The 25,980-nt window shown below is 55.0% G+C and carries 28 protein-coding genes; 15 read left to right on the forward strand and 13 right to left on the reverse strand.

Annotated elements, in window-relative coordinates; genetic code table 11:
* Nucleotides 1–14 precede the first annotated feature (14 nt).
* Nucleotides 15–716, reverse strand: a complete 702-nt coding sequence (locus RBB44_RS22215; protein ID WP_306150024.1) for a peptidoglycan-binding protein — start codon at nucleotides 714–716, stop codon at nucleotides 15–17.
* A 55-nt stretch (nucleotides 717–771) separates the two neighbouring features.
* Nucleotides 772–1,893: a hypothetical protein gene (locus tag RBB44_RS22220; RefSeq protein WP_306150025.1), complete on the reverse strand. Its 1,122-nt coding sequence runs from the start codon at nucleotides 1,891–1,893 to the stop codon at nucleotides 772–774.
* Between the two features lie 327 nt (nucleotides 1,894–2,220).
* On the opposite strand from RBB44_RS22220, the gene RBB44_RS22225 reads away from it, so the two are divergent.
* Nucleotides 2,221–2,664 carry a DUF5330 domain-containing protein gene (locus RBB44_RS22225; protein ID WP_306150026.1) on the forward strand — a complete coding sequence of 148 codons (444 nt, stop codon included), beginning with the start codon at nucleotides 2,221–2,223 and terminating at the stop codon, nucleotides 2,662–2,664.
* 279 nt (nucleotides 2,665–2,943) lie between these two features.
* On the forward strand, nucleotides 2,944–3,375 hold the full coding sequence (locus RBB44_RS22230; protein WP_306150027.1) for a SufE family protein: 432 nt from the start codon (nucleotides 2,944–2,946) through the stop codon (nucleotides 3,373–3,375).
* Nucleotides 3,376–3,397: 22 nt separating this feature from the next.
* Here the strand turns inward: RBB44_RS22230 and RBB44_RS22235 are convergent, their stop codons facing one another.
* From RBB44_RS22235 to RBB44_RS22280, 10 genes are all read right to left on the reverse strand, one after another.
* Complete coding sequence (locus RBB44_RS22235; protein ID WP_306150028.1) at nucleotides 3,398–4,021, reverse strand: DUF6456 domain-containing protein; 624 nt, start codon at nucleotides 4,019–4,021, stop codon at nucleotides 3,398–3,400.
* Nucleotides 4,022–4,224: 203 nt separating this feature from the next.
* Nucleotides 4,225–4,539 (reverse strand): helix-turn-helix domain-containing protein, encoded by a 315-nt coding sequence (locus RBB44_RS22240; RefSeq protein WP_306150029.1) that lies wholly within the window; start codon nucleotides 4,537–4,539, stop codon nucleotides 4,225–4,227.
* Nucleotides 4,540–4,902: 363 nt separating this feature from the next.
* Nucleotides 4,903–5,319 carry a MucR family transcriptional regulator gene (locus tag RBB44_RS22245; RefSeq protein WP_008190661.1) on the reverse strand — a complete coding sequence of 139 codons (417 nt, stop codon included), beginning with the start codon at nucleotides 5,317–5,319 and terminating at the stop codon, nucleotides 4,903–4,905.
* Nucleotides 5,320–5,640: 321 nt separating this feature from the next.
* On the reverse strand, nucleotides 5,641–5,985 hold the full coding sequence (mnhG, locus tag RBB44_RS22250; protein ID WP_008192167.1) for a monovalent cation/H(+) antiporter subunit G: 345 nt from the start codon (nucleotides 5,983–5,985) through the stop codon (nucleotides 5,641–5,643).
* Nucleotides 5,982–6,338: a cation:proton antiporter gene (locus tag RBB44_RS22255; RefSeq protein ID WP_008196590.1), complete on the reverse strand. Its 357-nt coding sequence runs from the start codon at nucleotides 6,336–6,338 to the stop codon at nucleotides 5,982–5,984. Before RBB44_RS22255 ends, mnhG begins: the two co-directional genes overlap by 4 nt.
* Nucleotides 6,335–6,811 (reverse strand): Na+/H+ antiporter subunit E, encoded by a 477-nt coding sequence (locus RBB44_RS22260; RefSeq protein ID WP_040450782.1) that lies wholly within the window; start codon nucleotides 6,809–6,811, stop codon nucleotides 6,335–6,337. The genes RBB44_RS22255 and RBB44_RS22260 overlap by 4 nt, the downstream gene beginning before the upstream one ends.
* Nucleotides 6,811–8,427, reverse strand: a complete 1,617-nt coding sequence (locus RBB44_RS22265; RefSeq protein WP_306150030.1) for a Na+/H+ antiporter subunit D — start codon at nucleotides 8,425–8,427, stop codon at nucleotides 6,811–6,813. Before RBB44_RS22265 ends, RBB44_RS22260 begins: the two co-directional genes overlap by 1 nt.
* A 6-nt stretch (nucleotides 8,428–8,433) precedes the next feature.
* Complete coding sequence (locus RBB44_RS22270) at nucleotides 8,434–8,811, reverse strand: Na+/H+ antiporter subunit C (protein ID WP_306150031.1); 378 nt, start codon at nucleotides 8,809–8,811, stop codon at nucleotides 8,434–8,436.
* Nucleotides 8,811–9,230: a Na+/H+ antiporter subunit B gene (locus tag RBB44_RS22275; protein ID WP_306150032.1), complete on the reverse strand. Its 420-nt coding sequence runs from the start codon at nucleotides 9,228–9,230 to the stop codon at nucleotides 8,811–8,813. The genes RBB44_RS22270 and RBB44_RS22275 overlap by 1 nt, the downstream gene beginning before the upstream one ends.
* A complete protein-coding gene (locus RBB44_RS22280) occupies nucleotides 9,230–11,614 on the reverse strand; it encodes a putative monovalent cation/H+ antiporter subunit A (protein ID WP_306150033.1) in 2,385 nt (794 codons plus the stop codon). Before RBB44_RS22280 ends, RBB44_RS22275 begins: the two co-directional genes overlap by 1 nt.
* Nucleotides 11,615–12,101: 487 nt before the next feature.
* Between RBB44_RS22280 and RBB44_RS22285 the strand changes: the two genes are divergently transcribed.
* The 10 genes from RBB44_RS22285 (at nucleotide 12,102) to RBB44_RS22330 (ending at nucleotide 23,892) form a co-directional block, all read left to right on the forward strand.
* A complete protein-coding gene (locus tag RBB44_RS22285; protein WP_306150034.1) occupies nucleotides 12,102–13,076 on the forward strand; it encodes a diguanylate cyclase domain-containing protein in 975 nt (324 codons plus the stop codon).
* Between the two features lie 67 nt (nucleotides 13,077–13,143).
* A complete protein-coding gene (gene msrB, locus RBB44_RS22290) occupies nucleotides 13,144–13,554 on the forward strand; it encodes a peptide-methionine (R)-S-oxide reductase MsrB (protein WP_133946732.1) in 411 nt (136 codons plus the stop codon).
* 196 nt (nucleotides 13,555–13,750) lie between these two features.
* Entirely contained in the window at nucleotides 13,751–14,452 is a 702-nt protein-coding gene (locus RBB44_RS22295) for an ABC transporter substrate-binding protein (RefSeq protein ID WP_306150035.1), read from the forward strand.
* Between the two features lie 123 nt (nucleotides 14,453–14,575).
* Nucleotides 14,576–15,439 (forward strand): hypothetical protein, encoded by an 864-nt coding sequence (locus RBB44_RS22300; protein ID WP_306150036.1) that lies wholly within the window; start codon nucleotides 14,576–14,578, stop codon nucleotides 15,437–15,439.
* Between the two features lie 126 nt (nucleotides 15,440–15,565).
* On the forward strand, nucleotides 15,566–16,798 hold the full coding sequence (locus RBB44_RS22305) for an MFS transporter (protein WP_306150037.1): 1,233 nt from the start codon (nucleotides 15,566–15,568) through the stop codon (nucleotides 16,796–16,798).
* A 294-nt stretch (nucleotides 16,799–17,092) separates the two neighbouring features.
* The gene (locus tag RBB44_RS22310; protein WP_306150148.1) at nucleotides 17,093–18,031 is read left to right on the forward strand and encodes an ABC transporter substrate binding protein; all 939 of its coding nucleotides are present in this window, start codon (nucleotides 17,093–17,095) and stop codon (nucleotides 18,029–18,031) included.
* A 68-nt stretch (nucleotides 18,032–18,099) separates the two neighbouring features.
* A complete protein-coding gene (locus RBB44_RS22315; RefSeq protein WP_306150038.1) occupies nucleotides 18,100–20,184 on the forward strand; it encodes a S9 family peptidase in 2,085 nt (694 codons plus the stop codon).
* A gap of 116 nt (nucleotides 20,185–20,300) precedes the next feature.
* Complete coding sequence (locus RBB44_RS22320) at nucleotides 20,301–21,893, forward strand: ABC transporter substrate-binding protein (RefSeq protein WP_306150039.1); 1,593 nt, start codon at nucleotides 20,301–20,303, stop codon at nucleotides 21,891–21,893.
* Nucleotides 21,894–22,223: 330 nt separating this feature from the next.
* Entirely contained in the window at nucleotides 22,224–23,288 is a 1,065-nt protein-coding gene (locus tag RBB44_RS22325) for a hypothetical protein (protein WP_306150040.1), read from the forward strand.
* Nucleotides 23,289–23,523: 235 nt separating this feature from the next.
* Nucleotides 23,524–23,892, forward strand: coding sequence for a hypothetical protein (locus RBB44_RS22330; protein WP_209178503.1), 369 nt, complete (start codon nucleotides 23,524–23,526; stop codon nucleotides 23,890–23,892).
* An 89-nt stretch (nucleotides 23,893–23,981) separates the two neighbouring features.
* Here RBB44_RS22330 and RBB44_RS22335 read toward each other — a convergent pair whose 3' ends face one another.
* Complete coding sequence (locus RBB44_RS22335) at nucleotides 23,982–24,902, reverse strand: LysR family transcriptional regulator (RefSeq protein ID WP_306150041.1); 921 nt, start codon at nucleotides 24,900–24,902, stop codon at nucleotides 23,982–23,984.
* Between the two features lie 99 nt (nucleotides 24,903–25,001).
* On the opposite strand from RBB44_RS22335, the gene RBB44_RS22340 reads away from it, so the two are divergent.
* From RBB44_RS22340 to RBB44_RS22350, 3 genes are read left to right on the forward strand one after another with little or no spacing between them, the layout of a single operon-like run.
* The gene (locus RBB44_RS22340) at nucleotides 25,002–25,325 is read left to right on the forward strand and encodes a putative quinol monooxygenase (protein WP_306150042.1); all 324 of its coding nucleotides are present in this window, start codon (nucleotides 25,002–25,004) and stop codon (nucleotides 25,323–25,325) included.
* Nucleotides 25,322–25,543 carry a DUF2798 domain-containing protein gene (locus RBB44_RS22345; RefSeq protein ID WP_306150043.1) on the forward strand — a complete coding sequence of 74 codons (222 nt, stop codon included), beginning with the start codon at nucleotides 25,322–25,324 and terminating at the stop codon, nucleotides 25,541–25,543. Before RBB44_RS22340 ends, RBB44_RS22345 begins: the two co-directional genes overlap by 4 nt.
* Before the next feature lie 11 nt (nucleotides 25,544–25,554).
* Complete coding sequence (locus tag RBB44_RS22350) at nucleotides 25,555–25,950, forward strand: RidA family protein (protein WP_306156164.1); 396 nt, start codon at nucleotides 25,555–25,557, stop codon at nucleotides 25,948–25,950.
* Nucleotides 25,951–25,980 lie beyond the last annotated feature (30 nt).

Below are 25,980 nucleotides of genomic sequence, written 5' to 3' on the forward strand. Positions count from 1 at the left end.
AAAAGGCAAAGTGCCTATCCATCAAAGCGTTGACCGCTGACCATTTCGAGACGTTCGAGCGTTTGGGGATTGGCCTCCCCCGTGATCGGCAATCCACGATCGAGTTCAAACCGCTTCAAGGCCGCCGCTGTATTGGTGCCCATCAGTCCATCTACCGTCAACGGACCGTAGCCAAGTTCCGACAACGCATGCTGAATCTTCTTCAAACGTGGATCAGAATCGACCCCGGTTGCCGCCTCTTCCTGGGTGTTCTGCCGCTGTGTGCCGGACGTTACCGGTTTAGCTCTGGGGACTGGTGGCGCGTTGAGTGCCGCCGGATCGGTCCCATGAAGCCAGATCAAAGCGAGAAGGCTCTCGCTTGCTTCACCGGTCTCAACCCGCCCAGCTTTGCGTTCAAATGCGCGGATTGCACGTTCCGTTGCGGGCCCATTGATCCCGTCCAATGGGCCTTCATAAAGACCCGCCTTCCGCAGGGAATTCTGCAGATCGAGGACGAGCGTCGAGATTTCCTGAACTGTGACACCACCCTCCGCCTCTGCCAGAGGCTCAGGCGCGGTATCCGGCCAGTCGCGGGTTGTGTAGTAAGGCGCTGGATGGCGGCCGGGTTGCAGCCCGAGGGCATTTGCCACGATCAAACAGGCGGTCAAACCCATGACAACAGTCCCGCCGGCAGCGACAGGATTGTCCCGGGCGACATTGCCAGCCCGGCTCATCATGGTTTCCGGTGGCTCCGGCTTTTTGTTTTGTTGTTTTCGTTTTGCCATGCCCTGCCTATGCCGACTTCGCTCGTGCTGCCTGCGCTGGGATGTTCTCAATGGATACTTCTGGCATGGACTCCGGCAATTGCTCAACGTTATCCGCGATCTCTACCGGTGCACCGCCGCCGGTTTCTGATGTCACAGGATCAATCGCCACAAGGACCGGCTGCGTTTCAGTTTGGTCACGTGCACCTGCCCGAAACGCCTGCGCCGGGATCAGTCTGACCGTCATCGCTGTAAAGTTCGGCGCGCCGTTTTCTTCCATGTGTTCGTGAACCGTGCGCACCCGAAGAACCAGTTCGGAGGCAAGGCCATCATGCCGGGCTTCAGAAAGCCGGGTCAGGTAAACGGGCCGGTCAGTGACATGAAGCCGTGCAAAGATCCAATCGGGGCCGCTGGATGCAAATGCAGGCCCGAAAAGCCGGCGTGCAGGACCGCCAAGGAGACGCATGTCTCCATTCGACTGCACTTCGCAAACAACGCCCGACACCGCCTGCCCCATCATTTGGAAATCTTCGGTCGCACTTTTGATCAGCACCCTGGTTCGGCTCCGGTCTGAAATCAAACGACAGGCGAGCAGTCCTGCGTAAAAGATCGCGCCAAGCGTCGCGACGGGATCAAGTGCTGCAGGCAAACTGAACCCAATGGAGCCTTGGACCGGCAAGAAAAACAGACCGGCATAAACCGCTGCGCAAAACCCGGTGGTGATCAACGCGGTACGTCTTTGCCCGGCAAAAGCAGCTTCAACGCAGGGAATGAGCAACCAGATGACAGCAAAGGACTGGGCTCCGCCGGTCAATGCGCAAATCACACCCGCGAAAGCCGCAAACAGAGCCGAAGAGATGGTTATGGCGCGTTCCAGATTACCGGACCGGGACAGGTACAAGGCCAATGGCCATTGGCCCAACATCCAGGCCAGCATCAGTACCGCTGCAGAGTGCGGTGCGCCCGCCAGGGCAAGATGTAGCGGCAACACGAAAAGTGCCACCGCACCAGAAAAAAAGCAGCCAACCAGGAATGATCTGTGCAGTGGCCCGGCCAAAGGATCCGAGACAGCTTCAGGGTGAATCATCCCGTCAATGCGGCTCGCCCAAGTCGTCCAGGCGTTTTGCAGATATTTCAGATGGTTACTCACAATACACTACCGATACGCGCGCGAGAATCGGGCCTCGCCAACCTGTTGGTGTTATTTTCGCCGGCACCGCTTAAGGAACGTTAAAGGATAAATCTCTTTTCTCTCAAAAATGCACTTTTCTCTTTGTTTTCAGTCCGTTGCTCGAAGTTCATTCAAATTTGAATCAAATTCTCAGAAAGTTCGACTTAAATGCATGTTTTATTTTATGAAAATTGGATCCGTCAGCTCAACCGGGTGTTCTGAAGTCAGTGTTACAACGACCCCATAACGAGTGCGCCACCAACAAAAACGGCGCACCTGACATGCAAAGAACTATGGGTAGCAGCAATGTTCTTTCTCTTGAGAACCGCCTTCTGGCTGACTTTGGTTTTGGTCCTTATCCCGATCGGGTCTGAGACCGAAAGCACTCCAGTAGAACCAATTAATCCGGTCTCGGCATTTATCGCCGCGCAGGCAACCATGTCTGATATTGGCGGATTTTGTGATCGCAATCCGCAGGCATGCGAAACCGGCGGAAATGCTCTGACAGCGATCGGCAGCCGCGCTCGTGACGGCGCCCGAATCGTCTATGAGTATCTGGACACACAAATCGCTGACGCTGATCCGTCCGAAACTGTGATCACCGGGTTCACAAACGTCCAGCCGACTTCTGATCAAACCAGCACCGCTGGTGCACAGACTGCCGATGGTGTGACCGAAACCACTCAGATCCAGGAATCTGATATTGGGCCAACGCCCAGGCCCAAACCCCGCTCAGGTCATAAGACCTGAGTTAAAACCGTTCCCAGATCCTGAGACCTTCAGGACCAAATGAACGGTTGATTGCGCCCCGCGAAGGCAATGCAAATTCGTTGCATTGCATCAGACGGCTTCACTTCAGCGGTTTTTCCGCTACGCCGCAGACGAACAGCTGCCCATTTCGTCTGCGGCGTTTCTTTGTTTTCACGCGCTCTACAAACATCCGATCCCAATAAAACCCCGACGCCAGGATAGGCAGATTGGGTTCTGCGAGCTATATGGAGCTCAAAGCGACCACAAAAGACGGATGCCATGACAACGACACTCGATGACATTCTGGAAACATTCGAGTTTCTGGATGATTGGGAAGACCGCTACAAATACCTCATCGATCTGGGCAAGGATCTTCCGCCGCTGACCGATGCCGAGCGCAGCGAAGAACATAAGGTCCGCGGCTGTGTTTCGCAGGTCTGGCTGATTACAGGGATCGAAAAGAACGCTGAAGGCGCCCCTGTGCTGACGTTCCGCGGTGACAGCGATGCCCTCATCGTACAAGGACTTGTAGCAATCGTAACAGCAGTCTTTTCCGGCAAGACCGCTGAGGACATTTTGAAAACCGACGTTGAAGGCGTTTTCAATCAACTCGACCTGCAGGAGCATCTCACTCCACAACGTTCAAATGGCCTCAGGTCCATGGTTGGCCGGATCCGGACCGACGCAGAGGCTGCCTTGGCCGCAGCCTAAGTTCGTGGTGTCATCCGCGCTCTCACGGTGCGGATGACCAGCTTCGAATGTCAGACGGCCGTGACGGGGCTTGCGTACGTTCTCCATATCGGTCTGCCAAAGCGGACAGCGCAATTTGCAGGATGATTTTCGCGCACCTTGCAGGCCATCCGCGCTCTGCCTCGATTTTTTCAAGGCCCTTCAGATGACAACACACGTCCACTAGAACACCCGCCAGAACCGGCTCCAGGCTCTCAAGAACAGTTTCCACACGCTGGCGTGCGGACAGCACATCGTTATTCAAATCTTTTAGGCCACTCCCTCTAGAGCTGGTAGTGAGCCGCTCGGTGCGCCAGCCCTGCCCGACCGTTGGCATCATCGACGCGAAGGTAAAGTCGGCGCGCAACCGCTCCCCCGCCCGGACCTCTTCCGGCTTCAAAAGCGGCTGGCCATTCTTCTTCTTTCGTGCCGCCAAACGGGCGAGCGGACTTTCCGAAAGATTGACCTTTGTAGTTGTTGGTCGCTTTCCAATTTCATTGGCCACATCACCATCACAGGGCACAGATCGTATTTCGCGATGTTGATCGGCTATGTCCGCAGATCCACTCAAGGCGCGACGGAGCGCTGCACGCCCCTCCGGACTGATCCGGCAGACGCTCTGTTCCACTCTTTTCAGAACGCCAGCCGAAAGTGCCTCCTCTATCAGTCGATCACTCCAACATGTTGATTTCGTTTTGGAGTCACGGACCAATTTCCATTGTGACTGCCCGCTGGAACAGTCCCGGATAACCTCCGATCCTTTGGACGACAAACAGCGCAAAAGACGAACTCGCGCGCGCCGATCGGTACTGTTGGCTGAAAGGAATGTCATTACGACCCCCAGACGCTGGCGCCGAAGAGCGGATCGCGGCGCAATGTGATCAGTGCCTCAATCTCACTGACCAACTCATCAAAAAAGGGATCATCCCTCATGATCTCTATTTTCTTGCAGGCGTGGGAAGCTGTGGAACGATCTCTGAAATAGCGGCGCCCAACCATCGCAAGTGACAAACCGAATTCAACATGCGCGAGATACATCATCAGTTGCCGCGCACCAGAAACATGCTTGGGACCGCGGTTATGGGTAAAAATATCCATGGGCTTGATGCAGAACGCGCGGGATACATACCCCTCTGCAAGATGCAAATGGGCCTCCAGCCTGTTCTGCTCTAGCAAGCAAAGTGGTCTTGCTCGCAAAGGTCTGTAGTGGTCGTGTATTGTCCCTCCCCTGTCATTGAACATATTCGCACCTCCTGTCGTGAACATTAGGAAATATTCGCCCGCACTACCGAGATAGGCTTATATTCCTACAGTCTAGACTCACAATTCAGAGGCGTGGATAAGTTCATATACAACCTTAATGCAAGATAGAAAGCTGCGACCGAGAGGCCGATTGAACCCGCTGTCGGGCATGCTGGGTCTCAAGACATCTGGTCTCGGCGGCCGGTCAGACACAAAAAAGGCCGCTCAAAAGCGGCCTTTCGATTATCCGGTTAGTAGACGGATCAATTACTTCGCGCGCTTGCGCTGTTGGCCGAGGCCCATCTTCTTCGCAAGTTCAGACCGCGCGGCAGCGTAGTTCGGAGCGACCATCGGATAGTCCGGCGCCAGATCCCACTTCTCGCGATACTCTTCCGGCGTCATGTTGTAATGGGTGCGCAGATGACGCTTGAGCGACTTGAACTTCTTGCCGTCTTCAAGACAGATGATGAAATCTGGCATGACGGACTTCTTCACAGGCACTGCGGGCTTAAGCGGCTCCGGCTCCGGCTCGTTTGAGGCTGCTGCTGTTTTCTGAAGCGCGCCATACACTTCGTTGATCAGGCCCGGAAGTTCTGTGGAAGCAACGGTATTGTTGCTGACATATGCTGAAACAATATCTGCAGTAAGGTCAATCAAATTGGCTTCAACCAGATTATCAGTCATCTCACACCTGTTCTCTACTGAAATTCAAAACTGCGGCTATGATTACCTGCAAGTCCAAACTCCGTAAGCAAACATAAGAATAGGGATACTTACAATGGCGAGAATCGACAAAGACTCTACTTTGCAGGCGTTGTTGACAGCCTTATATAGACCAAGGCTTGCACAGACAAGCCCCGCTCTCAAATAAAAGTCTAATGGATGCAATAAAAAACTAGGTCTCGGAAATAATGATCATTCTACGGATCATTGATCCACACCTAATCAAAAGTATTACCGCAAGGTCATGACTGCTGCGCTTCGGCAGTCACAACCGGTTTCAAATCAGTCTTTTTGCGGAAAAACCTCGGCCATGGCGTCTTCTTTCGTATCCGCGCAAGGACGGTATCCTGCTTCATAAGCAGCCTTAGCAAGCAGATGCGCCGAAATCGGGGCAGTCAAAAGAAAGAATATGACACCGGCCAAAGCGCGTGTTGCAACAGCCAAGTCCGCTGCATAGACCGCAAGAGCGATGAGCATGAGACCTGAGCCAAGCGTTCCAGCTTTTGAAGCCGCATGCGTGCGCATGTAAACGTCTTTCAACCGAACTATGCCAATGGATGCAACCAGAGCAAACAAGGCGCCGATGACGAGCATGGTCCCGGCGAGGATCGTAACAACCGCGCTCATTGGCCTGCCTCCCGCCGCCTAATACTATCTTTGACCTCATCCATGATCGTGGCATCCCCTGCCGCACCCCGGTTCAAGATGAAGCGGGCGAAGGCAACGGTTGCCAGAAACCCGACCAGGCCAAGTGTGATTGCGATATCGATATAAAGGTAATAGCCGGTCAGAAGGCCGACCGCAGCAATGAACCCAATGCCAACCGCGACCAGCATATCAAGGGCAACCACGCGATCCGGCAAGCTTGGCCCCTTCACGATCCGGTAGACAATGATCAGGAATGAGATGCTAAGGATCCCGAGCGATGCCTTAACGGCCCAGGCGAGATACGCATCTGCAAAAGCGTCGAGAGAGCTCATCTGAACACCTCCAGGATCTTGCGTTCAAAGCCGTTCTTGATGTCGTCAATCGTGGCTTGCGGATCCGGTACATCGATACAATGAACATAAAGCGTCTTGCGGTCTGCAGAGACATCCACCGACAGAGTACCTGGCGTCAGGGTGATCAGATTCGCCAGCATGGTGATTTCAAAATCACGGTCCACCGTCAATGGATAGGCAATGAAACCGGGCTGCAGCTCGATCTTCGGACGCACAACGATGGTCGCCACCCGCCAGGCGGACAATACCAACTCGTAAACGAAGGTTGCCGCCAGATTAAATGCCTTGCCAACACGGCTGAAGTAGGCCGTGGTCCCGACCTGTTCGCGGATAAGGTAGAGAGCAGCTGTTCCGAGCACGAAGCCAAGGGCCAGATTGATCTCACTGAAACTCCCCGTCACAGCCGCCCAAGCCAGCGCCATAAGGATATTGATCAAGAATAGGCTTGTCATCACAGCCCCCCGAAGACAGAGCGCAGGTAGCCGCGCGGTTCGACCAGACCAACAGCTCCGCGTGTTGAGAGTTCAAGCATCCACTCTGGCTGCAAACCGAAATAGACAATCATTGCCGTTAAGATGCCAAGCGGAAGCCAAACGGCTGGCCCCGCCAGTCCCGCAGCCCCTCCGCCAACAGCTGCAGCTGCAGCCGCCGCCCCCGGCCCCACACTCTCGCCGTCAGGCGTCCCTTCCGGTCCGCCTCGCCAGAACGCGTAAATCCACACACGGCCCATCGCGATGGTCGTCAAGAAGCCACTGAGCAGAATGGCGGCACCAAGCAAGGCCCTGCCATCGGCGAACGCAGCATCGACCAACAAGACCTTCGGCCAGAAACCAGAGAAGGGCGGCAGTCCCGAAACAGCGAAGGCAAGCACCAGGAAAACGGCCGCAAAGGCAACGTTCCTTTGATAGAGCCCACCCAGCTGACGTAGATCGTAGGTGCCCGACATCATGTTCACGATCCCGCTGGCCATATACAACGCTGTCATCACGATGATCGAATGAACCGCATAGAAGATCGCTCCCGACAGCGCGAGGGTGGTCCCCACTGCAATGCCCGCCAGCATGGAGCCAATCCCGGCAATCACAAGATAACCGAGCAAACGTCGCAGCTCACTTTGCGCCAAGGCGCCGAAAGCGCCGGTCATGAGCGTGAGGATCGCCACCAGGGCAAAGAGGTCTGCGAGTGCTTCGCGGGATCCCGGCATGATCAGCACGAAAATCCGCAACAGCGCATAGACACCAACCTTGGTCAGAAGTCCGGCAAACACTGCAGACACCACAATGTTTGGCGTGTGATAGGACGCGGGGAGCCAGAAGTTGACCGGGAAAGCTGCCGCCTTCATTGCAAACGCCAGGAAATAAAGCACTGCGATGGTAAGAAGCGTTCCGGACGCCGGGCTGTCGAGCTCAGATATCTTGATCGCAATGTCCGCCATGTTCAGCGTGCCGAACACGCCGTAAATCATGCCGGTTCCGATCAGGAAAAAGTTCGTGCCGATGAGATTCAAAACGCCGTATTTGACGGCGCCGTCCAACTGGGGCTTTTCATTGCCGAGAACCAACATGCCGTAGGACGAGATCAGCAATACTTCGAACCAAACATAGAGGTTGAAGATGTCCCCGGTCAAAAACGCGCCGCACACCCCGGCCATGAGCAAGACAAGAAACGGATAAAACCCGTATCTGCGCCCCGTAGCCCCAACTGTCACAATTCCATAAAGACCGGCGCAAAAGGCAACAATCGAAGCAATCAGCGACAGCGTGGCACCAAGCGCATCAACGGTGAAGGCAATCCCGAACGGCGGCAACCAGCCACCCATCACCATGGTGATGACACCTTGATCTAAAACACGGATCAAAAGCCCGAAGTTGACCAAGACGAGAAGCGCCAGGAAAAGCATCGCCAGTTTCGGTTGGGCGTCTGTGTTCTTGCGCATCATCAGGCAGACGGCACCGCCTATCAGCGAAACCAGAACCGGTGCCACGATCAACCAGTCCGCGGCCGCCACAGGCTCCAGGTTCATGGCTGCGGAATAGTCGACTTTTTCATAAGAATAAGTGCTGGCCATGTCAGATCAGTACCCTTGCGGCGGAAGCGGATCGTTCTCAGGCTCGGCAACGCGCATTTCGTTGACGTCGTCCGTGCCAACTTCCTGGTAGGCCCGGAAGGCCAGCACAAGAAGGAACGCAAAGAAGGAAAAGGAGATCACAATAGCCGTCAGCACCAGCGCCTGCGGCAACGGATTGGCGATCACCTCTGTTGGCACCATCAGCCCTTCCGGAATGACGGGCGGCACCTCACGGGTCAGACGGCCATTGACGAAAATCGACATGTTGACCGCGTTTCCGAGGATCGCGATGCCGAGCAACATTCTCACCAGCTGCTCGGAAAGCATGAGGTAGACAGAGACAGCGAAGAACAGCCCGACAAGGATAGAAAGACCGGTTTCCATCAGTCGCTCTCCCTTTCTTCCAGCGCCAACGCAATCGAACTGATCGCGCCCACCACCACCAGGTAGACCCCGATGTCGAAGATCAACGGTGTCGACAGCTTGATCTGGACATTGAACAGATCGATCGGCCACCACTGGCTGGTCATGAAAGGCTGATTGGTGAACAACGAGATCACGCCTGCTGCAGCTCCAATGAACAAGCCAAAGCCGGCGATGCTCATGGGATGCACCTTGATCGCGCGGCGCACAGCTGCAACGCCGCAGGCAATACCAAAGATCGCGAGTGCGGAGGCTGCAATCAGCCCGCCGATGAAACCGCCACCCGGTTCATTGTGTCCGCGCAAAAGGACGAAGATGGAATACAGCACCATCAGAGCGGACAGATACGGCGCAATGGTTCGGAAAATGACGGTACGCATTACACGGCCTCCTTCTTTGCGCCTGTATCGGACGGATCAATGAGCTCGTCCTCAGGAAGTGTCTTTTTCGTGTGCACGCGGATCAGCGCAAGGACACAAAGCCCGGCCAGGGCAACCACCGCGATTTCACCGAGCGTATCAATACCGCGGAAATCAACGAGGATGACGTTCACGATGTTCCGGCCGTAGGCAATTGAATTGCTGTACTCGGTGAAGAAGTCCGACAGTCTGCGGTCGAAGGGCTGCTGTGTAATCGCCATCAAGGTCAAGCCAAGACCAAGGCCGACCGATACGGAAATAGCGCCGGTAACAAGCGTCGAGACACCATTGCGATGATCCCGCGGGGACAGATTCAGGCGGGTCATTACAAGCGCCAGAATAACAACCGACAGCGTTTCAACCATCAACTGGGTGAAAGCCAGATCCGGCGCACCAAAGAGGAGGAAGATCAAGGCAACCGCAAAACCCTGGATGCCGAGAGAGACGATGGCGGTCAGACGCGTCTTCGCGACCAGCACCGAAATCAGACCGAGCACCGCGATCAGGAAAATGCTCCACTCATAGAACGTGTAGGTGGGCATTTTGGGCATGGCTGGCCAGCCGCCGCCAACATACCCCGGCACCAATACCGCGGCACCGGCGGCCAGAAATGTCAGCGCCATATAGGTTTGCATCTTACCGCCCTGCACCACTCTGGTAATGGCAGAAGACAACGACACAATACCGGCGATTGCCTGGTCAAAGCCTTTGTCCGGTCCCCAACCGATGGCAGTCAGCGTTCCAGCTATGAGAGCTCTGAGCTTGTCGAGCTGGGTAAACAGGAAAATCCCCATGCCGATCGTGATCAAAGACAAGATCAACGGGGCGTTGATCTTGGTCGGCCAAAGATGCAGATCGATCTCGGTGAAAGACCCAATCAAGGATGACAGAGTTGGGCCGATAAACAGAACGCCTGTTGTGTGCGGGATGACCGCAAGGATGAACCCCAACACAGACAACACCACCGGACCGGCAAACAACAACACCGGCCCCTCGTGAGCGTGTTTCGGAGTGTCGACCGCTGGGCCGAAGAACGGCTTGATCGCAACGGCCGCTGCGATCACCAGCATCAATGAGTTGCCGACAACGGCCACGACAGTGATTAGGAGGCCAAAGTCCGGCCATCCCCATGTACCGTAGTAAAGAACTTCCTTGGCGATAAAACCAATGAAGGGCGGAAGTCCTGACATCGACAGCCCTGCCAGACAGGCAGCCCCGAACGTGATCGGCATCGCAGAGCGCAAGCCACCAAGATATCGGATGTCCCGGGTGCCGGCTTCGTGATCGATGGTTCCGGCAACCATGAATAGTGCGCCCTTGAACAGCGAGTGCGCCAATAGATAAAGAACCGCGCCCTCAAGCGCTTTTTCATGGCTTGTGCCGGTCAACATAACGAGAAGACCGAGAGACGCCACCGTTGTGTAGGCCAGCATCAATTTCAGATCGGTCTGACGCACGGCCAGAATGGTACCCACCAACAAAGTGACACCGCCAAAGAGCGGCAAAACCGTCGTCCAGAGCGCGGTGTCTCCGAGAAGCGGGTGCATGCGCATAAGGAGGTAAACACCTGCCTTGACCATCGTTGCGGAGTGAAGGAACGCGGAGACGGGCGTCGGCGCTTCCATCGCATTGGGAAGCCAGAAATGAAACGGAAACTGGGCTGATTTCGTAAACGCTCCGCCGAGTACCAGCAGGAAAATCGGCACATAAAGGCCTGTGTCCTTGATGATATTGGGCGAAGCCAGAAGCACCGACATCTCGATTTCACCGGTCGCAGAAATGATGACAATGAAACCGGCCAGCAAAATCAAGCCGCCACCGCCCGTCACCACCAAGGCCTGGATTGCTGCTCGTCTGGACGCCGCCCGAAGGTGGTCAAAGCCAATCAATAGGAAGGACGTGATTGACGTCAACTCCCAGAAAATAAACATGGAAATCAGGTTGTTGCCGAGCACGAGCCCCAGCATTGCGCCCATGAAAAGAAACAGGAACGAAAAGAAACGGCCTTGCTGCGGATGGCCTTTTAGATAGCCACCGGCATACAGAATAATGAAGGTTCCGATCCCCGAGATCAGAAGCGCAAAAAGCGTAGACAATCCATCGACATAAATGGAGAAGTTCACACCATAGCTCGGCGCCCAAGCGACCGCCGCAACGAAGGACTGGCCCTCCGAAACAGGTGCGACAAAACCTGCGAAATGCAAAAAGATGAGCGCGGGAACCACCGCCAGCGGCCACGCCGCGTTGTGTTTGAACCACTTCGTCAAGAACGGCGCGGCCACTGCAGCCGCGAACGGCGCAAGCACAGCCAGAAGCGTGGTTTCGTCAGTAACTGCGGGCGTCATACTGATCTTTCGTTACGGTTGCCGATGGAGCATCGCGGATATGCTGAACGAATCGATGTCTTTGGGGGGCATAATAGCGGGATAGGAACTGTCAGGTGCGTAATTGGGACCCGTTTTTTGGACTTCAAGGCACAACGCGTGACCATTCAATACCTTACTCAACGCCAGGGTGCTGCCTCCCTTGACGCTGCGAGCTTCGTGCAAAAGTATTTAAAAATTGATTCCATTTGTCTTTTTGCGACATTCAGCCTTTGTACGCCCGCCGGCCAACCAAATCAGCAGTAAGCATCCCACTGCAAAGCAACACCTAAGATGAAGCCAGTCTCATGACGTAAACGACGATTTCTATGCGACTGCGTTCTGGATCAAGCTGTAGATCCGCGAACAATCCCCTATTACCGCAAGCCTCTTGATTTCACGTTCCTAATACCGTTCACTTTAAGGAACGTCGCGGTGGTTTCAGCGGCAAAATTAAGCGAGGCAACGCATGGCTTTGGACCAAAATGGGGGGACAGCGTCCGGAGCTGCAGCTTCGCAGCCGAGCAATTTGAATTTCGAAACACTTTTGTCTCTCAGCGGCGACGCAATCCTTCAGCTGAGCCTCACCGGAAACTTGGAGTATGCCTCACCGTCCGCTGCCCGATTGTTTGGCTGGGACTCCGAAAAGTTGCCGGAACATTTAAGTGACCTCGTCTACCTTGGCCCTCCCAATCCGGAGGCGGAGACGCTTCACAAGATTCTGTCTGGATCAGCAACACCAGACGTCAGCTTGCCCCATGCCGACCTGCAGCTTCGCTCGGCACATGGTTCACTTGTTTGGGCCGAAGTGACAACGCACCTCATAGAACAAGGCGGAGAACCGGCCGCTTTTGCGGTCTTCTTTCGGAGCATTGCGCGGCAAAAGGAACTCGAAGGGCTGCTGGAAGCGGCCACGCAGACGGACCCCTTGACCGGTCTCTTCAATCGCCGCGCTTTCGAAGACACGTTAAACCGGGAGTGGGCAATCGCGCTGCGCGAAAACACTCACACAACCCTTATCAAGGTTTCGGTCGACAAGTTTGACGCGATTTCCGACCAGTACGGGCAGAGCGCTGCAGACGACTGCGTGTCGAAAGTGGCAGACGTTCTGAAAGACACCGCGCGGCGGCCCGCCGACGTTGCCGCCCGGATTGCGATGTCGGAGTTCGCATTGCTTTTGCCTCGAACACACGAAATGGGCGCAGAAACCATCAGCGCCTACATACAAGTCGCGATTCAAGACTTGGGGATCCCCAACCCTGGGAACACAGCTCATAACGGTGTCGTTACCGCTTCGGTCGGTACAGCCTGCGCAGTTGCCGAACACAAAGGCGTCGCGGAAAGCTCAGAGTTTCTGTTAGCTGCTTCAGAATCTTGTGTTTTTCAGGCCCGTCAGGAAGGCGGAAACCGTGTCAAATTCTCAATGAGCGTCCTTGGCGGATGAGCTTGCGCCTCTTGCCGGTTCCAGTGATTTTCTTATTTCTTAGTCGGTACAAAGCTAGGAAAAGACAATGAGCGACGACACCGACACAAAAATCAAAAAATCAACGGCTGAATGGATGGCGCAGCTCACGCCCGAGCAGTTTTATGTCACCCGTCAATCGGGCACGGAACGCCCCTATACGGGCCCCTACTGGAACAGCTTCAACGCCGGCCGCTACGATTGCGTCTGCTGCGGTGCCGAGCTTTTCCATTCGGACACCAAGTTTGATGCGGGCTGCGGCTGGCCGAGCTTCTTCGAAGCAGCAAATCCAGGTGCGATACGCGAGATTGAGGACCGGTCCCACGGCATGATCCGTACGGAGATCAGATGCAACAAATGCGATGCGCATCTTGGGCATGTTTTTCCAGACGGCCCGCCGCCAACAGGACTGCGCTATTGCCTGAACGGCCACGCGATGTCCTTTGAGCCAAAAGAGTAATGCCGCAGAGCTTCGTTGCGGCAAATGGCGGCTTCCGGCAAGACATTATGAAAGCCCAAACCATTGAACTCATTCATGACATTTCTTTGCGGGACTTTAGGCCTCCTTTAACATAACACTGGTATTTCCCCTGATAACTCGCCGCACTTTCGGGGGAAACACCTTGCCTATTCTTCGGATACTGGGACATGTCCTGTTGGGAGCAAGCTTATACGCTGCCTTCACCGCAGGGGCCCGAAGCCAAGACAAGATCATCGCCTACACTGGGTTTCTTCCCCCCTTGTCGATTAATTCCGAGGAACGGGGCATTGCCGTTGAGATCATGGAACTGGTCGCGAAAGAGGCGGATATCGAACTCGATATCCGGTTTGCACCTTGGAAACGGGCGCAGGTACTCGTCGAAAACACGCCGGGGTCTCTCATTTTTTCCCTGGCCTACACGCGAAAACGCAGCGCAAAACTGAAGTACATTGCCCCTCTGATTTATACGGAAAGCGCCTTCATCACCCTCGATGAGCAAATCGACAGCTTTGAACAGGCGCTGGCAGACAACAAGGTCATTGGAGTACATCTGGGCAGCCAGAGAGCCCGTATCTTACGGCGAAATGGCCTGACAAACCTGACCGAGATTGCCACCGCAGAACAGATGGCCCGGATGCTCCAGGCCGGACGGGTCGATGCCTGGTACACCATTTCTATGCGCGCAAGTTACATCACTCGAAAACAGGGCTTCGATCACACACGCCTTCAGATCGGAGCCCCACTTTCGCACGGCGTGCAATGGCTGGCCGCCAACAAGTCTGTGTCCCCCGCCCTGAAAGCCCGCTTGTCAAAGGCTGTTTCCAAGGTTTGGCGGGATCCTAGATATTGGCAGATCGTCGACAGCTACCTCCAATAAACCGCGCGTAACGCAGGATTTACCCCACAAACATCTCCACGTGAGTACCGTCAGGAGAATGGAAGCGAACAGTTTGGCTCCGCTGGCCAACGGCTTCTTTTCTTGGCTCGCAAAGGATATGTGATGACGGTGACGGCTTGCTTGAAACTCCTGATGCTGCCAGCAGTGCTGATTGGCGCCTTGGCAATGGAGGATAGCGTTGCAGCACAGGACCGGTTGCCGGACGGTGACGTCGCAAGACTTCACCACAATGGAACGACCTATGCCGCCTGGTACGGCACCCCCACGGATCGCTATGGTCATGCGATTTTGGGCGATGGGATTGAGGGCGGATCGCTGCATCTCAAAGTCGGCGGGAGAGCTTTCGCCGTCACTCTGTCACAAGACCAGGTGTTTGAAGATCGCACACCGCGAATTGTTGATCTGAACGGCGACGGTAAGCCGGAAATCGTGACTATCCGCGCCTTTCTGTCAGCTGGTGCGAGTGTGGCTGTTTTTGGGCTTCAAGGCGATCAATTGGTTGAACTTGCAAGTTCCCGGCCCATCGGCCGGACGAACCGCTGGCTCAACATTGCCGGGATCGCGGATTATCTCGGGACCGGACAAAAGCAAATTGCGTTCGTTGAAACGCCGCACATTGGTGGAACATTGCAAATCGCACGCTGGCAAGGGAATAAACTGGAGCTGGCGCACGCGCTCCGTGGATTTTCAAATCACAAGATTGGCGCGCGAGAGCAAAACCTGAGCGCAACGGTCAAAGCCGATGCTCAAGTCCTTCCCTTCATCATCCTGCCATCCAACAATCGCAGGGTCCTGCACATGGTTGGATACAAGGATGGAGAAATAGGTAGTTTGGGCCAGAAAGCGCTTAAAGCCCCAGTCGCGAGGCATATCCCGGGCGCACAAAGAGAAGCAGATTGTGCAGCGTTTGAACTTGAAAACGGCGAGCGGACACAAATGTGCGCGAACGATATCAACGCTGGGTGACACCTGGAAGCCAAAACAGTTCCGGCGATCCATTCACGCTGCTTGTCGATCGCTTCAAGGATATTCATTGGCCGCAAAGGACCTGACCTGATAGTCATTCCGGCAAGTCTTCCTTGAGAATTGCCGATGTCTGCCACTGCCAAAAACGATGCTTTTGCGCCCGATGGGTCATACGCCTGGTTTCGCCTGGCTGTCTCGATCCTGCTGAGCACGCTTGGTGGCGCGGGAATGTGGGCGGTGGTGATTATCATGCCGGCTGTCCAAGTGGACTTTGGCATTGACCGGGCCGGATCTGCCCTACCCTACACGCTGACGATGATCGGCTTTGGTCTTGGCAACTACCTTCTCGGACGGGTTGTCGACAGGTACGGCATTGTCCTGCCGGTCATAGCTTCGGCCGTTAGTCTCGGCGCAGGTTTCGCGCTCGCGGCAGCCGCACCAAACATCTGGGTGTTTTCGCTCGCCCAAGGACTGCTGATCGGCCTTGGAACATCGGCAACTTTCGGCCCGCTTGTTGCCGACGTATCTCACTGGTTTGTCAAACGGCGTGGTTTGGCCGTTGCCTGTGCCGCCTGCGGTAACTATTTGGCCGGCGTGCTATGGCCCTCCCTGATCAAATGGAATCTCGGCACGGGAGACTGGCGCGATACTTACTTTCTCATCGCAGTCATTTGTCTAGTCACGATGATTCCGCTCGCATTGGCACTGCGCAGAAGGCCACCAGAAACGGCGTTTAGCACAGCTCCTGCTCCCTCCGGTTTCCACCAGGCTTCTGCAGGATTGTCACCGCAAGCGCTTCAGATGCTGCTGTTTGTGGCAGCGTTGGGATGTTGTGTCGCCATGGCCATGCCGCAAGTCCACATCGTCGCCTACTGCGTCGACCTTGGATACGGCGTAGCGCCGGGTGCAGAGATGATTGCAATCATGACAGCCGCAGGCGTTGCCAGCCGGCTGGTGTCGGGTGTATTGGCCGACAATATTGGCGGCGTTCGGACCCTGCTGATCGGCTCAGTCTTGCAATGTGCTGCCCTGTTCTTGTTCATACCTTTCAACGGGCTTGCATCTCTTTATCTCGTGTCCCTGATCTTTGGGCTGAGCCAGGGCGGGATCGTCCCGAGCTATGCCGTAATTGTCCGCGAATACCTTCCTGCCCGTGAGGCCGGACAACGGGTCGGGCTCGTCATTATGGGGACTATTCTCGGCATGGCACTTGGAGGATGGCTGTCCGGGTGGATCTACGACCTAACCGGATCCTACCAGGCAGCGTTTTTGAATGGTATCGCCTGGAACTTCCTCAACATCACCATCATGATTTTCATTCTGATGAAGGGTAAGCGTCGCCTCGCAGCGGCTGTCTGAACTGTTCAACAGTTTCAGATGCCCCCTCAATCGAAAGCGCCGACCTATCAAGGCCGGAGTTCTGCGACCCAAATTTGAATGCCGGGCTCATAAACATAGCCCTTATCGGCAAATATACCTAATATTTCAGAGACATAAGTCGCAAAAAGCTAAGTTTGATGAAATGGATTCATAAGACTTTGTGAAATAGGATTGCGCCGACAACCTGCATACACCCGACCAAAACCTTGAAAGCTATCTGACAAGCGGGAAGACGTGTTTCGTATTATCGAAAAGACCCTGACATTATTACTGATGGCGTCGTTCCTATGCTTGGCGTTCCCTGGTGGCGGGTCTTCCGCCTCTGATCAACAGGACATCCAGATAATCACGTGGCGTGGAATGACCCCCGCTGAACAAGGTTTTTTGTCGCGGCTGAGCGAGCTCGGAATAAAAGCGAAGTTTCATCATTTCGACGCCGGGCGGAGTGAAACCAATCTTGCAGGCTTCTTGAGGGCCAATCGGTCCGATCTTGAAAAGAGAAACCTTATCTACACCTTCGGAACAACTGCAACCAACACCCTTCTCAATTTCGGGGTGGGCAATGTTCCGGTGGTTTTTAACATCGTGTCTGATCCGATCGGCAATAACATCACGCTGTCGATGCATATGCCAACGCGCGGCGCGACCGGTGTCAAACAATCCCTTTCCGCAGAAGTTATCTTGCAGTTGCTGGAGCAGGTCTACCCGTATGAAACCATAGCGGTGTTGTTCGATCCAAGAGAACCCAACTCCACCACAGAAGCCGATAAGGTCACAAATGTCGCGGATGTTTTGGAAAAACAAACACTGCGTGTGCGGTTCATTCCCGATGTGGAAGATGCCGAATTGCATGTGGAACTGATGAGGTCACAGCTGGAAGCCGCAGATGTTGTCTATGTCACCTCGACATCATCATTCGTGCAGAAAGCTTATCTTTTGAAGCAGATATTGCCGCCAAACATCGTGAGTGTAACAGCGTCCCCGGCGCTGGTGGACCATGGTGTTTCTTTGGCTTTTGGCGAAGCGTATTGGCAGCGCGGCGAGGCTGCTGCGGAGTTGGCGGCAGAAATCCTGCTGAACAGCAAATCCCCCTCGGAAGTTTCAATCAACGAAATCAAGGCAAACGAGTCGATCCTCTTCATCGGAAAAACAAGCCCAGTGGCAGACAGGCTCGATCTGAGTGCGTTTCCCGATCGCGTGAAATACAGGTGATGTGGCAGCACAGACGCCACGCTTGATCGCCCTTGCCTTGACCGGACAAACACCTTACCTCCGATTTCATGAAAAACGACACGCTCCCTCCACGCGCTGAAGCGCGCCCCGTCCAAATTGAAACCCACGGCATTACCCGGCAAGACGCCTACAGTTGGCTGCGGGCCGACAATTGGCAGGAGGTCATGAAAGACCCCAGTGTCCTAGATGCCGACATCCGGGCGTATCTTGAGGCGGAAAACGCCTATCACGAGGCGCAAATGGCGCCGACGAAAGCGTTGCAGGAAACGTTGTTTTCCGAAATGCGGGGCCGCATCAAGGAAGATGACAGCGCGGTTCCCTCCCCTGATGGCCCTTATGCCTACAGCCTGAAATACAAGACGGGCGGACAGCAGCCGATCTTCTACCGAACACCGCGCGATGGTGGTGAAGAGACCATTTTGTTGGATGGTGACAAGGAAGCCGACGGCAAAGCCTATTTCAAGATCGGCGGCGCCAGCCATTCCACGGACCATAAGCTGTTGGCCTGGGCCTACGACGACAAGGGGTCTGAGTATTACTCCCTCCAGTTCCGCAATCTAGAGACAGGTGAAGACACCGGTTACGTCATCGAAGACACGAGCGGCGGCGGTGTTTTCTGCGCGGACAGCAAATACGTCTTTTATATCCGCCTTGATGCCAATCACCGGCCGTCCAAACTTTTCCGCCATGAAATTGGTACGGACCCAGCGACAGATGTGCTCATCTACGAAGAAAAAGACCCTGGCTTCTTCATGGGTGTCGGCAAAACGCAGTCCGGCAACACGATTGTCATCGACATTCATGATCACGAGACGTCCGAAATCTGGATGATCCCGGCGGATCAGCCCACAACAGCGCCCGCCCTGATCGCTGCTCGCGAAACCGGCATCGAGTATTCCGTCGATGACCATGGCGACACGCTTTACATCCTGACCAACGCCGACGGCGCGGAAGACTTCAAGATTGTGACGGCTCCGAAAGCCACACCAGGCCGGGAAAACTGGCGCGATCTGGTGCCGCACAAGGCCGGGTGCCTGATCCTGTCCCACTGCGTCTACAAGACATTCATGACCCGTTTAGAGCGGGAAGATGGCTTGCCGCGGATTGTCATTCGTAACCTTGCAGACGGCGACGAACATTATGTCGCCTTTGACGAGGAAGCTTATTCGCTGGGATTGTCTGGCGGGTATGAATTCGACACAGAGATCATCCGCTTTTCCTATTCATCCATGACGACGCCGTCACAAACGTTCGACTACAATGTCGCAACGGGCGCACGCACCTTACGCAAGGAACAGGAAGTGCCCTCCGGCCATAAGGCCGATGACTACGTCACCCGGCGCTTGATGGCACCGGCGGCTGACGGCGAAACGGTACCGGTCTCAATTCTCTACCGGAAAGACACACCGCTGGACGGCTCGGCCCCACTCTTGCTCTATGGCTATGGGTCTTATGGCATTTCCATCCCGGCCAGCTTCAACACGAACAGTCTTTCGCTGGTCGATCGCGGGTTTGTCTATGCCATTGCCCATATCCGCGGCGGCAAGGAAAAAGGCTTCGGCTGGTACAAGGCCGGACGGCGGGAGAACAAGAAGAACACCTTCACAGATTTCATCGCGGCGGCAGATCATCTGGTCAAGGAAGGCTTCACAAGCCACCAGAACATCATTGCGCAGGGCGGGTCGGCCGGCGGCATGCTGATGGGTGCGATCTCGAACATGGCGCCGGAGAAATTCGGCGGCATCGTTGCTGAAGTCCCATTTGTCGATGTGCTGGCAACCATGCTGGATGACACGCTGCCCCTCACCCCGCCGGAATGGCCTGAGTGGGGCAACCCCATCACCGACAAGGGCGCCTATGAGTACATCGCTTCGTATTCGCCTTATGACAATGTCGAAACCAAGGACTACCCGCCGATCTTCGCCCTTGCAGGTCTGACCGACCCGCGTGTGACCTACTGGGAACCGGCCAAGTGGGTTGCCAAACTCCGCGCGACAAAGACCGGTGACAGTCTCGTAATGCTCAAAACCAATATGGACGCCGGACATGGCGGGGCATCGGGACGTTTTGACCGGCTGAAGGAAGTTGCCCTCGTGCAAGCCTTTGCGCTTCAGGTGACCGGCAAGGCGTAAACCCCTTCACAGTCTTGTGAAACTATTACCGGGTCCGGAAACGGATCCGGTTTTTCTTCGGCCGTGAAGTCGCTTAGTGTGATCAGAGTGACTTCATAATGACAAGCAGGGATATCATGACCCGTACATCGTCCAGATGGCTTCGGCGCACCGCCGGTTTCACACTGACCGCCGCCCTTCTCACGTCCGCCTCGGTGACCGAGGCTGCTGAACTGCGCTGGTCGTCACCGACCGATCCGCAGACGATGGACCCGCATGCAGTCAACTCCGCCCCGGTGCTCGGGTTCTTGAACAATGTCTATGAAGGTCTTGTCAGGCGCGGCAAGTCCATGGACATCGAGGGGTCCCTTGCCGAGAGCTGGGAGCCGATCGGAACGGACGGATGGCGCTTTAACTTGCGCAAAGGCGTGAAGTTTCATGACGGAGCTGAGTTTACCGCTGAAGACGTGTTGTTCTCCTACCAACGCGCTTCATCCGAGGCCTCGGACACCGCCTCCTGGTTTGCACCGGTAAAGAGCGTTGAAGTCGTCGATGACTTTACGGTCGATTTCCTGACCCACGCCCCCGACCCGATCTTTCCCGATTCCATCGCAAACTTCATGATCCTCGACAAGGATTGGGCCGAAGCAAATGATGCCGCCCTTCCCGCGAAGGACGCAGAAACCTATGCCACGCTGAACACAAACGGCACGGGGCCGTTCAAGGTCGTCAGCCGGCAACCCGGCGTCGAGACCGTGCTGGAACCGTTTGATGGTTGGTGGGATACCAAGGAGCACAATCTCACCAAGGCCACCTTCTTGCCGATCGCCAATCCGGCGACGGCCGTTTCTGGACTGCTCTCCGGTCAGGTCGATCTGATCAATCCGGTTCCGGTTCAGGACGTCAATCGGGTTGCCAATCAGCAAGGATTGAAACTGCATCAGGGCATTGAGGCCCGGGTCATCATGCTCGGCTTCGGGCACGCCCACGACACCTTGAAGTATTCAAAGGAAACGACCGGGAAAAACCCCTTCCAGGACGTTCGGGTTCGCAAAGCGGTGCAAATGGCGATCAATACCGAAGCCATGATCGACAAGATCATGCGCGGCAGCGCGGAAATGGCAACGCAACTCGTCAGCCCGCAAATGAAAGGATACAGCTCTGCAGCAACAGACCGGTTTGGCTATGACCCAGCCGCTGCCAAGGCCTTGCTGGCAGACGCTGGTTATCCAGATGGCTTCTCTTTCGGACTGATGTGCCCAAACGATCGCTACATCAATGATGAAGCGCTGTGCAAGGCAATGGCGGCGATGCTGACGCAGGCAGGCATGCGCGCAGAGTTGAATGCCATGCCGGTCCGCAGCTACTGGCCAGAACTCCGTTCTGGCAGTTTCGACATGTATCTCCTGGGTTGGTCACCCGGAACATTCGACGCCGAACACCCAATCCGGTTCCTCGTCACCACGAGAAATGATGAGAAGAAGCTCGGAAGCTGGAACTTTGGCGGCTACTCAAACCCCGAGGTGGATGCGCTCTTGCCGCAAATCCAGCGGGAGATTGATCCGGTCAAGCGGCAGCAAATGCTGGATGAGATCGCTCTCACCGTCCGCAACGATGTGGTCTACGTGCCGCTCCACATCCAGCCCCTGCTATGGGGCTCCAAGGACACGGTCGATCTGACCCAGCGGGCCGATAATTTCCTGATGCTGCGCTGGATTACAGTCAACTAGATCAGCGGGCGCTTAATCGCAATCGATTGAGCGCCTAAAGCTGATCGTTTCGAAAGGAGCCGAGCATCCGAGACTTATGAAACATACCGGCGCCGCTCGCGCCGGTATTTTTCCTTCCGGTCAAATAACAACAACTCTTCTCCAATATTTCTTCAGAGTATTTATTCGGATAACGAAATATAGATCAGAGATCTTGAAGAATAATATTAATATTACAGACATTTAATGACGACAGTTTAATTTGAAATATTCTCCGATCACGACCAAATCGTAACCGTCACCACCGGACAACAGTGTCCAAAACGATGGTCCTTGCGGAGGAGCAAAACAATGACTTACCAGCCTACCCATCCCCTGCCGTTTTCAATCAACACCGCGCCAGTCATGCCGATAGACCTCTATATCCCGGCTGGGCCGCCGGGTGATCAGAACGGAACCACCAACACCGCTCCCTTCATGACCGATCTGGATGAATTCGGCTGGACGGTGCCGGACGCATTGGATGTTTCGACCAGTCCGGTCGAGTTCAACGATCTGCCGTTCTTGAACCTGGACCCCTACAATCTGGACGGTAAAGACAATCTGCCGACTGGCAACCTTGCGGAGGGGCCGCAGGGCGGACTCAGCTCCCAGGTTGATGTCCAGGCAGGCTCAGGCGAGCAGCAGGTAAACTTTAGCCTCGAGATGGAAAACTACACGTACACCACAGAGTACGGACAGATTGACATCCTCACGCTGGCCGAAGAACGAACGACAGAAATCAAGACCATCAATTTCAACGGCCAAGAAGTCGCGGTGGAGTATCAGGTCGGCATTGCGCATGAATTTGAAGGCAGCTTCTATGACAATGCCTTCCGGGAGCTCTTTGTCGAGATGGCTTTCGAAACCGGGATGGAGATACAGGCTGAAGCCTTCGACGCCAACGGCAACCCGATCATGACTGCGTTCGGATACGAGCAGGCGCTTGAAATTTATGGCGAGGCCTTCGATTACGGCATTGAAGAATTCGAAATGGCCTTCGAACTCGGCATTGAGCTCGAGTTGAACGATTTCGGCATGTATGAAATGACACTGTCAGTGATGTTTGAAGGCGAAATCGTCTATATGAACGGCGCTGAGCGGACTTACGAGTTTGAAGACGAGCTGTTCTTTATGTTCTCCGACCAGGACCAGATCGACTTCAACCAAATTCCGGACGGGCTCTACAACGAGATCCAGAAATTTGCTGCCGGCATGGGTGATGCTTGGGGCGGCATGGAAATCCTGAACGCTCAGCTGGAAGCAATTTTCCTCCAGCTGCAGGAAGACGGTCACTACCAGGCATGGGATGACGTGGATCAGGGACTGGACAACCCGTTCGACTTCAACGTACCGCCGTCCGACTGGCTGACCTGATCGACTCGAACCACTCCGCAGAATTCATCTCTTTTGGAAGATCTGCCTTTCTCTTGAACGGACCGGTGGCAAAGCCATCGGTCCGTTGTCGTATTTCAGAAGGCCAACAATCTGGTCATATCGGATTTTGCGCCACAATAGCTTTTGACGTTTCGACCAGATGTTTGTACGACGGAACTCTGATTTGAAAGACATCTCTGGACAGAGATGCCGTCCGTGATTGCCAGAGGTCTTTATGCCGAATTTTGTGAGAAAAACTCGAAATGCCGGAAACCGCCTTGGACTCATTGCGGTTGGCACTCTCGCATTCGCCCTGAGTGCCTGCCAGATCCAGTCGCCTTCAGATATTCTTTTTGCACCAACCTACAATACCGACCGCGGCAGCATTCCGGTCGTATCCGGAACTCAGTATGACTGCCGCACGTTTCAGGGCAGCGGTTGGAAAGGGATTGCTGGCGGTCGCGCAGCGAACTGGGGAGAGCCTTTCCCGGTTGCCCGGACAGCCTGTTTTAAGACGCGGGACGAGTGCCAGGCTTTCCTGACCCTGATGAGCGGTTACATCGACTATCAACCCTACTATCGCTGCCAGCCCCACACAGCCTGATATGATCAGCTGATCTGTCGCGCTATTATGTCTCGGCGTTGCCGGAAAATGTGCAAGACCAGTACTCTGCGGCGGCGTTATCTGACCACTTAAGTCAAAGTTGATACCGCGGGTAGCTGTCCTTGAAACACGGGTCTTTCGGCCAGATAGGTCCACATAAACTCCCGTAGACACTTTGCACGCGCGCTCAAGAGCCTACCGGTTGGCCAGACAGCGTAGATATCCCGTTGCTGACCCTGCCAGTTCGGCAGGAGAAGTTTTAGTCGGCCCTGCTCTAGCGGCTCAGCAGCTTCAGTCACACTCAATAGACACACGCCAAACCCGTCCTCTGCAAACTGACGGACGAGCGCGATATCATCAACAATCACATCTCCCTTGAGATGCAACTCGGAAGTGCTGCCAGTCAACCTGTGGCTCAACCGCCAGGCCGGGATCGTTCGGACGGCGATGATGGCATGCTGCTCGAGATCGTCTGGACTTTCCGGCATGTTGCACCCCTCAAGATAGGATGGGGCTGCCATCACCGCTGTCGAAATGGATCCAATCTTTCTTTGATAAAGACGCTGATCCTGCTGCGGGCCAATTCTCAGGGCCAGATCAATTCGCTCATCCAACAGGTCGATGTTGAAATTGCTCAGTCGCAAGTCCAGACGAATGCCTGGATACTGCCGCATGAAGGCGGTCCACATTGGCTGGAGGGCCCCAACAGAAACATTGGTTGGCGCAGCGACAACGAGAGGCCCACTGAGCTCATACATGTCGGCGCTCAAGTTGCGCGCTGTGACTTCCGCCTGCTCCACGATCCCGGCGAAGGCTTGAAAATACGCTTCACCTTCCGACGTTAGTGCGAATTTGCGGGCGGAGCGATGAACCAGTTGATGCCCGAGCTTGTCTTCCAACCGCTGCAAACGGCGGGTCACAGTCGCAGCCGGCAGGCCCAGCGCTGTACCGGCACCCGTTAAGCTGCGGGCTTGGGCGACGTGTACAAAGAGCGCAATATCATCCAACATGATTACATTTTCGGAATTTAAATTGTCGATAATCGGTATTTATCATGAAAAATGAAATTCATATACCTCTCCTGTCCCCAAACAAAACAGGAGATAATCATGAGCCACTACTTCATCAGCGCCAGTATCGAAATGACCGAAGGCTCGAAGCTTGAGCAGGTTGAAACCGAACTTCAGAAGCTGGTTGCGCAAACGCGCGAAGAACCAGGCTGCATCTTGTTTGAAATTCGCCAGAACCTAAAAGAACCAACAAAATTCACCTTGTGGGAGTGCTGGACCAATCCGGATGCCTTGGCCGCACATTTCGAGGCACACCACACCAAAGCCTATATGGCACAAAATCTCACAGAGGTAAGGCACATCGAAGCGCTCGGAGAAATAGGAGACAAAACCTTCGCCGATGCGATCAAGGCACACGCATGAGACATCGCCTGATCTCGACCGCGTTGATGTCCTTCTTCTTGTCGTTTCTGATGTCCTGCTGGGTCACCTTGATCAATCTCGGCTGGAGCGACGCTTTCCTTGGTCAATGGATGTCTGCATTCCGGCTTGCATGGCCGGCTGCCGCCGTAATTGCATTCTGCTTTGGCCCTTTTGTCCAAAACGCCACCGCCTACATCACACAGCGCTTCCCGGGTTAGGCGCTCCGATCATGAGAGAAATCATGCTTCCAATTCGCCAAAACGTCGATCAACTTGGCCCCGTGGCCGGGCCATACAGCCATGCCGTGATCCACGGTGACACGCTCTACACGTCGGGCCTGACAGCCTTTGGCTCAAACAGCCAGTCCGAAGGCGCAGCAGAGCAAACACAAACCATTCTGGACCAGCTCTCCATTCTAGCTGAGAGCTGCAACACATCCCTGCAGCACCTGATCAAGGTCACGATCTTCGCGGTGGATCCGGCTGACATTCCCGAAGTCCGAAAGGTGCTCACAGACCGCTACGGTGAAAACGTGCCGGCCAGTTCTCTTGTGTTTGTAAAGGAGCTGTTTTCACCGGATCTCCGGCTGGAAATCGAGGCAGTGTTCGCAGTGAATCCCGCGTAACAGCCACATGCCGCCACTGCGGGTTTGATC

Origin of the sequence: Roseibium sp. MMSF_3247 (genome assembly GCF_030733765.1) — a bacterium.
GTDB lineage: Bacteria > Pseudomonadota > Alphaproteobacteria > Rhizobiales > Stappiaceae > Roseibium.

Bases quoted from the DNA above. Each gene is read 5' to 3' on its own strand.
- msrB (WP_133946732.1), top strand. From the start codon at position 13,144: ATGAGCGACGACACCGACACAAAAATCAAAAAATCAACGGCTGAATGG.
- RBB44_RS22265 (WP_306150030.1), bottom strand. From the start codon at position 8,427: ATGGCCAGCACTTATTCTTATGAAAAAGTCGACTATTCCGCAGCCATG.
- RBB44_RS22285 (WP_306150034.1), top strand. From the start codon at position 12,102: ATGGCTTTGGACCAAAATGGGGGGACAGCGTCCGGAGCTGCAGCTTCG.
- RBB44_RS22245 (WP_008190661.1), bottom strand. From the start codon at position 5,319: ATGACTGATAATCTGGTTGAAGCCAATTTGATTGACCTTACTGCAGAT.
- RBB44_RS22340 (WP_306150042.1), top strand. From the start codon at position 25,002: ATGAGCCACTACTTCATCAGCGCCAGTATCGAAATGACCGAAGGCTCG.
- RBB44_RS22305 (WP_306150037.1), top strand. From the start codon at position 15,566: ATGTCTGCCACTGCCAAAAACGATGCTTTTGCGCCCGATGGGTCATAC.
- RBB44_RS22280 (WP_306150033.1), bottom strand. From the start codon at position 11,614: ATGACGCCCGCAGTTACTGACGAAACCACGCTTCTGGCTGTGCTTGCG.
- RBB44_RS22260 (WP_040450782.1), bottom strand. From the start codon at position 6,811: ATGACAAGCCTATTCTTGATCAATATCCTTATGGCGCTGGCTTGGGCG.
- RBB44_RS22325 (WP_306150040.1), top strand. From the start codon at position 22,224: ATGACTTACCAGCCTACCCATCCCCTGCCGTTTTCAATCAACACCGCG.
- RBB44_RS22255 (WP_008196590.1), bottom strand. From the start codon at position 6,338: ATGAGCTCTCTCGACGCTTTTGCAGATGCGTATCTCGCCTGGGCCGTT.
- mnhG (WP_008192167.1), bottom strand. From the start codon at position 5,985: ATGAGCGCGGTTGTTACGATCCTCGCCGGGACCATGCTCGTCATCGGC.
- RBB44_RS22230 (WP_306150027.1), top strand. From the start codon at position 2,944: ATGACAACGACACTCGATGACATTCTGGAAACATTCGAGTTTCTGGAT.
- RBB44_RS22300 (WP_306150036.1), top strand. From the start codon at position 14,576: ATGACGGTGACGGCTTGCTTGAAACTCCTGATGCTGCCAGCAGTGCTG.
- RBB44_RS22225 (WP_306150026.1), top strand. From the start codon at position 2,221: ATGTTCTTTCTCTTGAGAACCGCCTTCTGGCTGACTTTGGTTTTGGTC.
- RBB44_RS22270 (WP_306150031.1), bottom strand. From the start codon at position 8,811: ATGGAAACCGGTCTTTCTATCCTTGTCGGGCTGTTCTTCGCTGTCTCT.
- RBB44_RS22335 (WP_306150041.1), bottom strand. From the start codon at position 24,902: ATGTTGGATGATATTGCGCTCTTTGTACACGTCGCCCAAGCCCGCAGC.
- RBB44_RS22215 (WP_306150024.1), bottom strand. From the start codon at position 716: ATGATGAGCCGGGCTGGCAATGTCGCCCGGGACAATCCTGTCGCTGCC.
- RBB44_RS22315 (WP_306150038.1), top strand. From the start codon at position 18,100: ATGAAAAACGACACGCTCCCTCCACGCGCTGAAGCGCGCCCCGTCCAA.
- RBB44_RS22310 (WP_306150148.1), top strand. From the start codon at position 17,093: ATGGCGTCGTTCCTATGCTTGGCGTTCCCTGGTGGCGGGTCTTCCGCC.
- RBB44_RS22275 (WP_306150032.1), bottom strand. From the start codon at position 9,230: ATGCGTACCGTCATTTTCCGAACCATTGCGCCGTATCTGTCCGCTCTG.
- RBB44_RS22345 (WP_306150043.1), top strand. From the start codon at position 25,322: ATGAGACATCGCCTGATCTCGACCGCGTTGATGTCCTTCTTCTTGTCG.
- RBB44_RS22350 (WP_306156164.1), top strand. From the start codon at position 25,555: ATGAGAGAAATCATGCTTCCAATTCGCCAAAACGTCGATCAACTTGGC.
- RBB44_RS22320 (WP_306150039.1), top strand. From the start codon at position 20,301: ATGACCCGTACATCGTCCAGATGGCTTCGGCGCACCGCCGGTTTCACA.
- RBB44_RS22330 (WP_209178503.1), top strand. From the start codon at position 23,524: ATGCCGAATTTTGTGAGAAAAACTCGAAATGCCGGAAACCGCCTTGGA.